The organism is Streptomyces sp. MBT53 (genome assembly GCF_016654115.1).
GTDB lineage: Bacteria > Actinomycetota > Actinomycetes > Streptomycetales > Streptomycetaceae > Streptomyces.
In genome coordinates, this window is record NZ_JAEQAZ010000034.1 from 81,075 (window position 1) to 93,485 (window position 12,411).

12 protein-coding genes are annotated in these 12,411 nt (G+C 68.8%); 5 read left to right on the plus strand and 7 right to left on the minus strand.

Going from position 1 to position 12,411, the window contains the following annotated elements; genetic code table 11:
- The first annotated feature begins 350 nt into the window (after positions 1-350).
- From JHN45_RS15340 to JHN45_RS15350, 3 genes are all read left to right on the plus strand, one after another.
- Positions 351-1,064, plus strand: a complete 714-nt coding sequence (locus tag JHN45_RS15340; RefSeq protein ID WP_201049364.1) for a FadR/GntR family transcriptional regulator — start codon at positions 351-353, stop codon at positions 1,062-1,064.
- Positions 1,065-1,379: 315 nt separating this feature from the next.
- Positions 1,380-3,284: a glycosyltransferase family 2 protein gene (locus tag JHN45_RS15345; RefSeq protein ID WP_200712506.1), complete on the plus strand. Its 1,905-nt coding sequence runs from the start codon at positions 1,380-1,382 to the stop codon at positions 3,282-3,284.
- Positions 3,281-5,215 (plus strand): kelch motif-containing protein, encoded by a 1,935-nt coding sequence (locus JHN45_RS15350; RefSeq protein ID WP_201049365.1) that lies wholly within the window; start codon positions 3,281-3,283, stop codon positions 5,213-5,215. The genes JHN45_RS15345 and JHN45_RS15350 overlap by 4 nt, the downstream gene beginning before the upstream one ends.
- 56 nt (positions 5,216-5,271) lie before the next feature.
- Here the strand turns inward: JHN45_RS15350 and JHN45_RS15355 are convergent, their stop codons facing one another.
- Entirely contained in the window at positions 5,272-6,300 is a 1,029-nt protein-coding gene (locus JHN45_RS15355) for a glycoside hydrolase family 6 protein (RefSeq protein ID WP_201049366.1), read from the minus strand.
- Between the two features lie 153 nt (positions 6,301-6,453).
- On the opposite strand from JHN45_RS15355, the gene JHN45_RS15360 reads away from it, so the two are divergent.
- Positions 6,454-7,203, plus strand: a complete 750-nt coding sequence (locus JHN45_RS15360; protein WP_201049367.1) for an ANTAR domain-containing protein — start codon at positions 6,454-6,456, stop codon at positions 7,201-7,203.
- 263 nt (positions 7,204-7,466) lie between these two features.
- Here the strand turns inward: JHN45_RS15360 and JHN45_RS15365 are convergent, their stop codons facing one another.
- Together JHN45_RS15365 and JHN45_RS15370 are read right to left on the minus strand one after the other, a co-directional pair.
- Complete coding sequence (locus tag JHN45_RS15365) at positions 7,467-8,150, minus strand: class F sortase (RefSeq protein ID WP_201049368.1); 684 nt, start codon at positions 8,148-8,150, stop codon at positions 7,467-7,469.
- Positions 8,151-8,156: 6 nt separating this feature from the next.
- Positions 8,157-8,702 carry a hypothetical protein gene (locus JHN45_RS15370; protein ID WP_201049369.1) on the minus strand — a complete coding sequence of 182 codons (546 nt, stop codon included), beginning with the start codon at positions 8,700-8,702 and terminating at the stop codon, positions 8,157-8,159.
- Between the two features lie 114 nt (positions 8,703-8,816).
- On the opposite strand from JHN45_RS15370, the gene JHN45_RS15375 reads away from it, so the two are divergent.
- Complete coding sequence (locus JHN45_RS15375) at positions 8,817-9,596, plus strand: HAD-IIA family hydrolase (protein WP_200717370.1); 780 nt, start codon at positions 8,817-8,819, stop codon at positions 9,594-9,596.
- On the opposite strand, the gene JHN45_RS15380 is transcribed toward JHN45_RS15375, so the two are convergent.
- The 4 genes from JHN45_RS15380 to JHN45_RS15395 form a co-directional block, all read right to left on the minus strand.
- Positions 9,542-10,288 (minus strand): phosphonatase-like hydrolase, encoded by a 747-nt coding sequence (locus JHN45_RS15380; RefSeq protein ID WP_201049370.1) that lies wholly within the window; start codon positions 10,286-10,288, stop codon positions 9,542-9,544. The genes JHN45_RS15375 and JHN45_RS15380 overlap by 55 nt on opposite strands.
- Before the next feature lie 7 nt (positions 10,289-10,295).
- Positions 10,296-11,381, minus strand: coding sequence for a TIGR03364 family FAD-dependent oxidoreductase (locus tag JHN45_RS15385; protein ID WP_236583708.1), 1,086 nt, complete (start codon positions 11,379-11,381; stop codon positions 10,296-10,298).
- A gap of 81 nt (positions 11,382-11,462) precedes the next feature.
- A complete protein-coding gene (locus JHN45_RS15390; protein WP_201049372.1) occupies positions 11,463-12,221 on the minus strand; it encodes a GntR family transcriptional regulator in 759 nt (252 codons plus the stop codon).
- A 32-nt stretch (positions 12,222-12,253) separates the two neighbouring features.
- On the minus strand, positions 12,254-12,411 hold a 158-nt coding region (locus JHN45_RS15395), incomplete at its 5' end, for an LPXTG cell wall anchor domain-containing protein (protein WP_201049373.1).

Genomic DNA, 12,411 nt, shown 5'->3' on the forward strand with positions numbered 1-12,411 from the left:
CGATGGCGAGGCATGTTCGCGGAAAGCGCGAAGCGGCCTCGCTATCGTCGTTTTTGCACGGCTTCGCCGCGCGTGGCGGGGGCTCCGCCACCCACACCCCCTCGCTCCGGCACCGCGGTGACCCGTGCCCGAGAGTCCGACCCCGAAGTCCCTGGTGGCGCCGGAGGCCTTCCGCACTGCGGAGGGCCTTTTGCATGGGCGGAGACATACGCCGAGGCGGAGACATACGCCGGGGCGAAGGCACACGCCGTTGCGGAGGCTCCGTACGGGCACCGAGGCAGCCGCGCGGCCGGAACATCCGTGCGGGCGGAACACAGCTCTCCCCCCGTTTGGCCGGATACCCTCTCGCCATGGCAGCCCGTGACCTTCAGGAGCGGATCAAGAAGCTCATCCTCGACCGTCGGCTGCCCTCGGGGGCGCCGCTGCCGACCGAGCCCGAGCTGATGGTGTTCCTCGGCGCGAGCCGGAACTCGGTGCGCGAGGCGCTCAAGGCACTGCAGGCGATGGGGATCGTCGAGATCCGGCACGGGTTCGGGACGTACGTCGGCCCGATGTCGCTCGCGCCGATGGTCGAGGGTCTCGCGTTCCGTACCGTCGTCGGGCACTACCGGGGCGAGGACAGCCTGCTGCAGCTGCTCGAACTGCGGGAGGCGGTCGAGTCGGGGCTCGTCGCCCGGCTCGCGGGGCGGCTGCCCGAGCGGGATCTCGTCGAACTCGACGCGCTGGTACGGCAGATGGAGCGGGAGGCCGCCGAGGGAGTCGGGCTCGCGGCCACCGACCGCGCCTTTCACGCCACTCTCTACCGGGGTCTGGACAACGCGCTGCTGAGCGAGGTCCTGGAGGCCTTCTGGGACGCCTTCCACCGCGTCCGCGCCGATCTCGCGACCGGCCCGCAGGACCCCGAGGTCACCTGCCGCCAGCACCGGGAGATCCTCGACGCGGTCAGGTCCGGGGACGCGAAGCGTGCGGAGCGGGCCATAAGGGAGCACTTCGACAACGTGCGCACAAGGTTGTCCACAACGACTCCACCTGATCCCCACACACGCCCCAATGAACGCGTATGACCGGTAAACACCGCGTTTCGTGTCTTGCGATCAAGATGAACACCGTAGAACCCTGGTTTTGAAGATGCTGTCGGTACATGGCAGTTGAGGGGGTACGGAACCGGTTGCGCGGTTTCGCGGGGAGGAGGGGCCCCGCCCGGGAACAGATGTCGGAGGGGGCATCGCGCAACCGGACGGTCGCAGTCGCATGTCTTTGTGAGTGGACTGTGTGGTGACTGTGGCCACCACTGACACGCCCGTCGAGGGTCGAGGGGGACCCTGACGGGCGGCCGCGACAAACAGACACGCGCGTTCTCGCGTGTGGGGGGATGACTCATGACGTCGACGCCGACGGGCGCCCGACAGGGCTTCGACCCGTCACAAACCACCGAACTCAGAGTCCCGGGACACCGGACCGGCAGCTTCCGCCGGATCAGGAACACGCTTCCGAGATACGACTACGAGCACTACAGCCGCCTTGCGGGACCCCTCACGCAGCCCGCCCCGGACCGGCCGTACAAGGTCCAGTACCGGTCGCTGCTGTCGCAGGAGACGCACCGCGTCCGCGCCGCGCTCATGCTGGGCGCGGCGCCGCTGCTCTCCCTGATCCTGCTGGGCTGGCTGCTCCAGCCCAAGCACTGGACCCAACGCGACTATCCCGCCTACGACTTCCTGCCCGCGCTGGACATCGTGATGCTGGTCGCGATCGGTCTGATCGAGTTCTTCCGCTGCATGAACGTGCTGTCCAACGCGCACGCCACGCTGGTCGCCCGCGACCCGATCCCGGTGGTGCCCGAGACCGGCACGAGAGTCGCGTTCATCACGACGTTCGTGCCCGGCAAGGAGCCCCTGGAGATGGTCACCAAGACCTTGGAGGCGGCCGTACGGCTGCGCCACCGGGGGCTTCTGCACGTGTGGCTGCTGGACGAGGGCGACGACCCCGAGGTCAAGGCGGTGTGCGGACGGCTCGGCGTGCATCACTTCTCCCGCAAGGGAGTCGAGAAGTGGAACCGGCCCAAGGGGCCCAACCGCGCGAAGACCAAGCACGGCAACTACAACGCCTGGCTGGAGGCGCACGGCGACGAGTACGACTACTTCGCCTCCGTCGACACCGACCACGTTCCGCTGCCCAACTACCTGGAGCGGATGCTCGGTTTCTTCCGCGACCCGGACGTCGGCTTCGTCATCGGCCCCCAGGTGTACGGCAATTACGACACCCCGGTCACCAAGGCCGCCGAGTCGCAGCAGTTCCTCTTCCACGCCCTGATCCAGCGGGCCGGCAACCGCTACGGCTCGCCGATGTTCGTCGGCACGTCGAATGCCGTACGGATCAAGGCACTTCAGCAGATCGGCGGGCTGTACGACTCGATCACCGAGGACATGGCCACGGGATTCGAGATGCATCGGGCCAAGAACCCGGCCACCGGCAAGAAGTGGAAGTCGGTCTACACGCCCGACGTGCTCGCGGTCGGCGAAGGGCCCAGCGCCTGGACGGACTTCTTCACGCAGCAGCTGCGGTGGTCGCGAGGCACGTACGAGACGATCCTCAAGCAGTACTGGAAGGGCTTCTTCTCGATGCCTCCGGGCAAGCTCTTCAACTACACCATGATGATCATCTTCTACCCGATGTCGGCCCTCAACTGGATACTGGCCGCGCTGAGTTGCGCCCTGTTCCTCGGCCTTGGCGCCTCGGGTGTGAACATCGACCCGACGATGTGGCTGATGCTCTACGGCAACGCGTCCGCGCTGCAGATCGGCCTCTACATCTGGAACCGGCGGCACAACGTCTCCCCGCACGAACCGGAGGGGTCGGGCGGGGTCGCCGGCATGGTGATGTCCGCGCTGTCGGCGCCGATATACGCGCGCTCGCTGTTCGACGCCGTACTGCGCAGGAAGAGCAAGTTCGTGGTGACGCCCAAGGGCGACTCGGCCAGCCCCGACACGCTGTTCGGGACGTTCCGCGTGCACTGGTTCTTCATTCTGATCTTCGGCGGCTCGCTGATGGCCGGGTTCGAGAACGGGCACTCCCACCCGGCGATGATCACCTGGGCGACGTTCGCGCTGCTGATCACCGCGTCGCCGATCCTCGCCTGGCGGTACATGCTGCGCCAGGAGAAGAAGCAGCCGCCCGTCGCCCCCGCCCCCACCGTCCCGCAGCAGAAGCCCAGTTGGGCGGCGGCGGGCAACAGCGAGCAGACCATGCAGATCGTGCTCGGCGGGACGGGGGGCCGTAAGGAATGAAGGAAGCCGGCCGGCGCCGTGCCCGTCGACTCGCGATCAGCACGGTGGTCGTCATCGCCCTGGCCGGGATGAACGGGCCCTGGCTGTACAGATTCGGCACCGAGAGATACCACCAGTACGTCATCAACAAGCCCGAGTACAAAGCCGACAACGGGCACTGGGACATCATCCAGTTCCCCAAGAAGTACCGGCAGGACACGATTCACGCGGCGCTGCTGCGCACCGGCAAGGTGCTGCTCATCGCCGGGTCGGGCAACAACCAGGACAACTTCAACGCGAAGAAGTTCGACACCCGGATCTGGGACCCGGTCAAGGGCACCATCAAGAAAGTGCCCACCCCCGCCGACCTGTTCTGCACCGGGCACACCCAACTCGCCAACGGCAACCTGCTGATCGCGGGCGGCACCCAGAAGTACGAGAAGCTGAAGGGGGATGTGAAGAAGGCGGGGGGCGTGATGATTCTCTACAACGAGAACCCCGACAAACCGATGACACTGCCCCAGGGCACCAGGTTCACCGGCAAGGCCAACGGCAAGTCCTTCCTCTCCACGGACTCCGTCATCGTCCCGCGCGCGATCAAGGTGTTCGACAAGAAGACCGGCAAGTTCCTGCGGAACAACCCCGGTTACGCCCGGGTCGTCGTCGAGGCGCCCAAGGAGGGCACCCAGTACGAGACCGGCACCCAGGACAACTACCGCATCCAGGGGCTGACCGGCGCCGACGAGCGCAACACCTACGGCATCGGGAACAAGTTCGGGCTCGACAAGCGGGACTTCGAGGGGATCAAGAACGCGTACGAGTTCGATCCGGTCGCCGAGAAGTACATCAAGGTCGATCCGATGAACGAGGCCCGCTGGTATCCGACGCTGACGACTCTGTCGGACGGGAAGGTGCTCAGCGTCTCCGGGCTCGACGACATCGGGCAGTTGGTGCCGGGGAAGAACGAGATCTTCGATCCGGCGACGAAGACGTGGACGTACACGAAGACGAAGCGGCAGTTCCCGACGTATCCGGCGCTGTTCCTGATGGAGAACGGGAAGCTGTTCTACTCGGGGTCGAACGCGGGGTACGGGCCGGACAACGTGGGCCGCGATCCCGGCATTTGGGACGTCGACACCAATCAGTTCACGAAGATTCCCGGGCTCAGTGATCCGAACATGATGGAGACCTCGGCGACCGTGCTGCTCGCTCCCGCGCAGGACGAGAAGTACATGGTGATCGGGGGCGGGGGTGTCGGTGAGTCGAAGCTGTCGACGAACAAGACGCGGCTCGTCGATCTCAAGGACGCCGGCCCGAAGTTCGTGGACGGGCCTTCGCTGGAGAAGGGCACGCGGTACGCGCAGACCTCGATCCTGCCCGACGACACCGTGCTGGTGTCGGGCGGTTCCGAGGACTATCGGGGGCGCAGTGACTCCGACATCCTTCAGGCTCGGCTGTACCACCCCGACACGAACACCTTCGAGAAGGTCGCCGATCCGCTGGTGGGGCGGAACTACCACTCCGGGTCGATTCTGCTGCCGGACGGGCGGGTGATGTTCTTCGGGTCCAACTCGTTGTACGCGGACAAGGCGAACACGAAGCCGGGGGTTTTTGAGCAGCGGATCGAGATCTATACGCCGCCGTATCTGTACCGGGATTCGCGGCCGGACATTTCCGGGGGGCCGGAGTCGATTGCGCGGGGCGCGTCGGGGACGTTCACCTCGCAGCATGCTTCTTCGATCAAGAAGGTGCGGCTGATTCGGCCCAGCGCTTCGACGCATGTCACTGACGTGGATCAGCGGTCGATCGCGTTGGACTTCAAGACGACCGGGAACAAGATCACAGTGACGGTACCGAAGGACAAGAACTTGGTTCAGTCCGGGTGGTACATGCTGTTTGTGGATGACGATCTGGGGACGCCGAGTAAGGCCGTGTGGGTCAAGGTGCCGTAGAGGGTTGTCGGTTGGGTGCGGGTGCGTGGGGGCTGGTCGCGCAGTTCCCCGCGCCCCTAACGAGTTGATGCTCGCGCCAGCTTCAACGCATAACTTGCCCACCACTCGCCCGCCTTGGGGCCGCCCTTGCACTCGCCGTCGGATTCCCCGGGGCGTTTGATCCACAGGTAGGCATCCACCAAGGGGTCTGCCGTCTTCGTCGTCGGGGTTTCGCCCAGGGAACGGCCCGGTGGGTTGCACCAGTTCTCGTCCTCGTCGCCCGCCGTATACGGTCCGTTGCCGTTGCGGCTGGTGTCGATGACGAAGTGTTTGGCGTTCACCTTGGCCGAGAGTTGTTTGCCGTACGCGATGGAGTCTTCCGTGGAGTAGAAGTTGGAGACGTTCACCGCGAAGCCGTCGGCCTTGGTGATGCCTGCTCGTTGGAGGGGCTGGTAGATCTCGTCGGGGTGGCCCCAGCCGGCGTTTCCGGCGTCCAGGTAGACCTTCGTGTGCTTGAGGGACTTGAGCTTGGTGATGGCGTAGTTCAGGAGGTCGTAGCGCTCGTCCTGGAACTGGGCGGGGGTGCAGCCGTCCACCAGGTGGAGCAGGGCGTCCGGTTCGAGGATCACCGTGGCGGAGCGGTCGGCGATGCCCTGGGCCACCGCGTCGATCCAGGCGCGGTAGGCGTCGCCGTCGCCCGCGCCGCCCTGGGAGTACTGGCCGCAGTCGCGGTGCGGAATGTTGTAGAGGACGAGGAGCGCGGTGCGGCCGGCCTTGTCGGCGGCCTCGGTGAAGCCCTGGGCCTCCGCCTTGGGGTTCTCCGGGCCGATCCACTCGCCGGTCGGCTGTTCGGCGATCTTCCGGATCTGTGCGGCGTCGGCGGTCTTGCCCGCCTTGGTGTAGGCGGCGAGCTGCCGGGCCGCGTTGGTGTCGGGGTTGACCCAGATCGGGTCGGCGCCGCCGGGCTGTTGGGTGATCTTCGCTCCCGCGTCGGGTTTCTTGTCCCCGCCCCCCGAGGAACAGCCCGCGAGGAGCAGTGCCGCCCCCAGGACCAGTGCCGACGCCCGTGTGCCGAAGGGAACCGGGGTCCCCTGGCTGCCGTACATCCAACTCCCCCTTGGCTGTACCGATCCAAGGCTCAATCGTGACATACGTGGCGTGCCGCCCACGAGAACGCCCGGGATGTTGTCGGCCGGTTGTTACAGCACGGCCGCGTTGGGTAGGCGCCCGGCCCCAGGACACAGGGGAAGGTGGCCGTCATGCACCGAACGAACCGGGAGGGCCGGCTCGCCGCGGCGCTGGTGGAGGCGGCCGACACCCTCACCGAGACCTTCGACATCGGTGACTATCTGCGCCGACTGTCCGACCACTGCGTGGAGTTGCTGTCCGCGTGGACGGCCGGGGTGATGCTGATCGACGGCGGGGAGGCCGTGTCGCTGGCCGGGAGCAGTCATCGGGAGGAGGTGGCGCTCGATCTGCTGGCGGCCCAGCACGGTGGCGGGCCCTGTCTGGAGAGCTACGGCTCCGGGCGTGCCGTGGCTCCGGTGTCGATCGGGGTGGCCCATGCCGCCGCCCGCTGGCCGGAGTTCACCGAGCGGGCGCTGCGGCACGGGATCGTGGCGACCTTCGCGGTGCCGGTGCGCCGCCGGGACACGCTGCTCGGCGCGCTCAACGTGTTCGTGGCGACGCTGCCCAACGGCGGCCCGGACGGCGGCCGTTCGGAGTTGCTGGTGGCGCAGGCGCTGGCCGACGCGGCGGGCCTGGGGCTGCAGAACCATCGCGCGTACACCCAATACCGCTCCCTGGCCGGGCAGTTGCAGGAGGCATTGTCGAGCCGGGTACGGATCGAACAGGCCAAGGGGATGCTCGCGGAGCGCTGGCAGGTCGGCACCGACGAGGCGTTCGTGGAGTTGCGCCGGTACGCGCGACGACGTCGGCTGCCGCTGGACCGGGTGGCGCGGTCGGTGATCGAACGGGGCGTGGACGACGCCGAGTTGAGGGCGCCGTAGCACCGCGAACCACCTGTGCATATGACAGGGAGCTACCACATGTGGACATGGCGTCATTCGCCCTCTAGGCCCGGGCGCTCATTCGTTCTACAGTCGACTCCAACGGCCCCGGTCCCCGGCCGGTTCACATCCTCCACCGCGGTGTTTTCCCATACCTCCCGCGCAGTTCGCCGGGTTACTCCCGCAGCCCGGGCGCGCGCGGTCGAGGACCAGCCCGGTCGGCGGCTTCGGGGGGAGCGGGTCGTCGGCCGGGCCAGGTGCCGTCAGAAACCGGTTCCGGTGAGGTATGCGGACACGATGACGTTCGCCGTGTAGCTGCGGTCTGCGCGGTCGAAGGTGCCGCCGCAGGTGATGAGGCGCAGTTCGGCGCGGCCCGACTGCCTTGTGCCGTAGGCCTGTTGGGCGTCAAAGTGGGCGCGGGTCAGCACGCGTACGTCGTCGACGGTGAAGTCGGCGACCTTGCCGTCGTCGCGGACGACGCGGATGGTGCGGCCCGGGCGCAGCGTGCTGAGCTTGTAGAAGACGGCGGGCCGGGTCTCGGTGTCGACGTGCCCGACCATCAGGGCGGTACCGGCGGCCCCCGGCCGAACTCCGTTCCCGTACCAGCCGACCACGCCGGCCTGGTCGAAGGGCGGCGGGTCGATCGCGCCCTGCGGGTCGAGTCCGCGGTTCACGACCGGTGCCTGTACGGCCAGGTCGGGGATGTCGATGCGTTGCGGCAGGGCGTTGCCCAACGGCTTTGCGGCGGGCGGCAGTTCGGCCTCGGGGGGCCGTCCGACCGCGGCCACGTCGCCGGTGGTGGGCGCGGATATGCCCTGCCGTATGTCGGTCAGGTCCTGGCCCCACAGCCAGAGCCCGAGCAGCAGCATGGCCCAGGCCACGCCGGTGAGCAGCCGTCCGGTGCCGGTGGAGCGCTCGTGCTCGGCGGGCCGATCGTGATCGAACACGGCCGGTCAGTCCGTCCGGCTGGGCCTACGGCTCCGGCGGGCGCTGCGCAGCGCCACGGCCGTCGCGGCGACACCGGCCAGCAGCAGCCCGACCACCGCGTGCACGGTACCGGGACCGGCCGCGCGGGCGTCCACGGCGGCGAGGTGCGCGGTACCGCCACCGCCCGCGTGGACGGGGGCGACGGGTGAGGCGGGGGGCTGCGCGGAGGGGGATCCCGATTCATTCGCCACGACCTTGATCGCGCCCTTCACCGTCACGCCGCCGCAGGTGATCTTCACGTCGTAGTTGCCCGGTTCCAGGGCGGAGCGGACCTGTGTCTCGCCGGCGAGGGTGCCGGCCGTGCCGACGAGTTTCGCGTCGGCGACGAACGCGTCCGACGCCGCCGAGCCCGTCGTACCGGAGCAGCCGCTGATCTTGAGCGCTACGTCGGCGCCGGGGGCGGGGGACGCGGGGGTCACCGAGACCGTGCCTCCGTCCGCCGCGTACGCCGTCGGGGTGAGTGCCGCCAGGACCGCGGCACCTGCACAGAGAGTGACTTTCAGTGAGCCCATCGTGAACCTCCAGATAACTGGAGACTCCTCCTGGTCACCCGGTCGCGCATCCCTGGCGGGGCCCGATTGCTCCGTATGGGGGAGGTGACATCCGGAGTGCTTAGCATGGTCGCCATGACAGAGCGCAAGCCCATCGAATCGTGGCTCACCGACATGGACGGGGTGCTGATGCACGAGGGCGTCCCGGTTCCGGGCGCCGACGCGTTCATCAAGAAGCTGCGGGAGACCGGGCGTCCGTTCCTGGTCCTCACCAACAACTCGATCTACACCGCGCGCGACCTGCACGCCCGGCTGAACCGGATCGGCCTCGAAGTGCCGGTGGAGAACATCTGGACCTCGGCCCTGGCCACCGCCGCCTTCCTGGACAACCAGCATCCCGGTGGCACCGCCTACGTCATCGGCGAGGCCGGCCTGACGACGGCGCTGCACGACGCCGGTTATGTGCTGACCGACTCGGACCCCGACTTCGTGATCCTGGGCGAGACGCGGACGTACTCCTTCGAGGCGCTGACCAAGGCGATCCGGCTGATCAACGACGGGGCCCGGTTCATCGCCACCAACCCAGACAACACCGGCCCCTCCCCCGAGGGCGCGCTCCCCGCGACCGGCTCGGTCGCCGCGCTGATCACCAAGGCCACCGGCAAGGAGCCGTACTTCGTCGGCAAGCCGAACCCTCTGATGATGCGCAGCGCGCTGAACACCATCGGCGCGCACTCGGAGACGAGCGCCATGATCGGCGACCGGATGGACACCGATGTGCTGGCCGGGCTTGAGGCCGGGATGACGACCTTCCTGGTGCTGACCGGTCTGACGACCCGAGCCGACCTCGACCGTTACCCCTACCGCCCGACGAAGGTCGTGGACTCCATCGCGGACATCGTGGACCTCGTCTGAAGGTCCAACTCGGTGAGTAGCGCGGGCAGTTCGGCGACCGAGTCGAGGACGTGGGTCGCGCCCGCGCCGCTCAGCGCGTCCCGCCGGTGTGCCCCCGTGAGCACACCGGCGACCACGCCCGCCCCGGCCCGGACGCCGCTGAGCATGTCGTACGAGGTGTCGCCGACCACCGCCATCTGTCCTACGGCGTCTGCGGCGGCCGTCCGCAGGAACGCGGTGAGGACCATGTCCGGGTACGGGCGTCCCCGGCCCCCGGCGTCGGCGGGGCACAGGGTGAGGTGCGCGAGGTCCTGCCAGCCGAGGGCGGCCAGGATCGCGTCTTGGGTGCTGCGGGCGAAGCCGGTCGTCAACACCACTGTGCGGCCTTGGGACTTGAGGGTCTCGATGGTTTCGCGGGCGCCGGGGAGGGCGGTGACCCGGCCGCCGTGGACGAGGTCGGCGTAGGCCGACTCGAAGGCCCTGTTGGCCTGTTGGGCTTTCGCCTCCTCGCCGAACAGGTGCCGGAAGACGGCAATCTTGGACTCGCCCATGGTGGCGCGGACGTGGTCCAGCATCGTGGCGGGTTCCGCGCCCAGGTGTCGGGCGGCGGCGGTGAAGGCCTCTTCGACGAGACCGTCGTCGGTGACGGTGGTGCCGGCCATGTCGAGGACGACGAGACGGATGTCGTGGTTCAGGGGGCTCAGGGGGCTCATGGGGGTGTCACCAGTCCAGTTCGTTCGCGGTGGTCTCGGCGATCGCCGGTGAGCAGGTCATGCCGCGTCCGCCGGGGCCGGTGACCAACCACACGCCGTCGCGCACCTGTTGACGGAGGACGACCCGGGCGGGGTCGGTGCACTGGGCGTACACACCGGCCCAGCGGCGGCGGATCTTCGGCAGCGGGCGGCCGAGGAGCGACTCGGCGACCTCGGCGAGGTGGTCGTAGGGGTCCTCGACGGTGTCGAAGGCGAAGGGGTGCTCGTACTCGTGGGTGTCGCCGATGGTCAGGCCGCCGTCGGCGCGCTGCACCATGAGGAGTTGCATGGCGTGCGCGGCCGCGGTGGGCAACTGCGGTTGGTGGGTGGCGAGTTGGTCGAGGGCGGGGCCTCGGTAGGCGGGGTAGTAGCGGAAGCTGTCCGCGTCGGCGACCGAGGTGGGGAGGGGTTCGCCGAGCGGGTCGGTCTGCATCATCTGCAACCGGACGCGGCGGACGGGGAGTCGGGGTCCGGCGAGTTCGCGGACGAGTCCGCCGAGCCAGGCGCCCGTGCACAGGATCACCGCGTCGGCGGGGTGCACGTCGCCGTGGTCGTCGCGTACGGCGTGTTCGCCGACGACCTCGCGGACCTCGCGTCCCGACAGGAACGTGTAGCGCGGGGACTTCGACAGCTCTGCGCGCAGGGCGAGTTGGGCGGTGCGGGGTTCGACGGCCGCGTCGCGCTCGCAGTACAGGGCGGCGGTGAAGTCGCCGCGCAGGGCCGGGTTGAGGGCGCGGGTCTCGGCGGGGGCGAGGAGTTTGCAGCCGCGGGCGGCGGAGTCCTCGCGGGCCACGGCGGCCTCGGCGACGGCGAGTTCGTGCGGGCCGCGCACCACGGTCAGCGAGCCGTTGGCGCGGAAGCCGACGGCGGGGACGCGACGGCCGATCTCCTCCCACAACTCCCGTGCCCGCAGGGCGGTTTCGACTTCCTCGCCGCCCGCCCGGCCGCCCACCCAGATCAGTCCGAAGTTGCGCAGGGACGCGCCGCGCGCCTCCGTCTCGCGTTCGATCTGGACGACCTCGTGGCCGCGTTCCACTGCTTGCCAGGCGTGCATGGTGCCGACCACGCCGCCTCCGACGACTGTGACTCTCACGCCTAGAGCGTGAACCAGGGCCGCGGGTTTGGGCTAGACCCGTTATCGATTCGTTAGGTTGGTGACGAACGAGAAGCGGTCGCCCCGGTACAAACCCCGGACCCGTTCCAGCGGCTGCCCCTCCGCGTCCCTCGACACACGGTGGATCAGCAGCATCGGCAGGGCGGGCGGGGTGCCGATGAGCAGGGCCTCACGCGGGGTGGCGAGCACGGTCTCGATGCGTTCGTCGGCGTCGCCGAAGCGGATGCCGCGGGCGTCGAGGTAGCCGTAGAAGGAGGAGCCGGGCTCGAAGTCCGTGTCCAGGTGCGGGAGTCGGGCGACGGAGACATAGGTGCTTTCGAGGCCGACCCGCTCCTCGTCGGCGAGCAGGACACGCTCCAGGTGCCAGACGGGTTCGCCGCGGGTCAGTCCGGTCTCGGCGGCGAGGGCGTCGGGGCAGGGGAAGCGGTCGAGGCCGACGAGACTGCGGCCCGGGGTGCGTCCCTGCCGTCGTACGCCCTCGGTGTAGCTGGCCAGGGACAGCGGCTGCTCCAGTTTGGGGCCCGCGACGACCGTGCCCCGGCCCTGCCGTCGCAGCCTGCCTTCCAGCAGGAGTTCGCGCAGCGCCTGGCGGACGGTCTCGCGGGCGACCGCGTACCGCTCGGTGAGGTCGCGCTCGGTGGGGATCACCGCGCCCTCCCCCAACTCGTCGACGAGCGCGGCGATTTGGGCCTTCACCGCGTAGTACTTGGGGATGCGGCCGTGCTCGGGGATGCCGTCGCGCACGGGGGCGCCGGGGGCCTGGTCGTTCGGGTAGTCCACGCGGAGATGGTCGCAGAAACGACGTTCCGCGTTTATCGGCGCCTCCGGGAAAGCAGCAGGGCGCCGGTGGTGACGAGGAGGACGGAGGTGGCGGCGAGGACGAGGTGGGCGGTGCCGATTCCGGTGCGGGCGAGTTCGTCGGTGAAGGAGAGGTCCTCGGCGGGCGGGGTCGCGGCGGGGGCCGTAGTGG

Coding starts and splice junctions, on each gene's coding strand:
- JHN45_RS15370 (WP_201049369.1), bottom strand. CDS start 8,702: ATGGGCTCACTGAAAGTCACTCTCTGTGCAGGTGCCGCGGTCCTGGCG.
- JHN45_RS15355 (WP_201049366.1), bottom strand. CDS start 6,300: ATGTACGGCAGCCAGGGGACCCCGGTTCCCTTCGGCACACGGGCGTCG.
- JHN45_RS15360 (WP_201049367.1), top strand. CDS start 6,454: ATGCACCGAACGAACCGGGAGGGCCGGCTCGCCGCGGCGCTGGTGGAG.
- JHN45_RS15375 (WP_200717370.1), top strand. CDS start 8,817: ATGACAGAGCGCAAGCCCATCGAATCGTGGCTCACCGACATGGACGGG.
- JHN45_RS15345 (WP_200712506.1), top strand. CDS start 1,380: ATGACGTCGACGCCGACGGGCGCCCGACAGGGCTTCGACCCGTCACAA.
- JHN45_RS15340 (WP_201049364.1), top strand. CDS start 351: ATGGCAGCCCGTGACCTTCAGGAGCGGATCAAGAAGCTCATCCTCGAC.
- JHN45_RS15385 (WP_236583708.1), bottom strand. CDS start 11,381: ATGCACGCCTGGCAAGCAGTGGAACGCGGCCACGAGGTCGTCCAGATC.
- JHN45_RS15350 (WP_201049365.1), top strand. CDS start 3,281: ATGAAGGAAGCCGGCCGGCGCCGTGCCCGTCGACTCGCGATCAGCACG.
- JHN45_RS15380 (WP_201049370.1), bottom strand. CDS start 10,288: ATGAGCCCCCTGAGCCCCCTGAACCACGACATCCGTCTCGTCGTCCTC.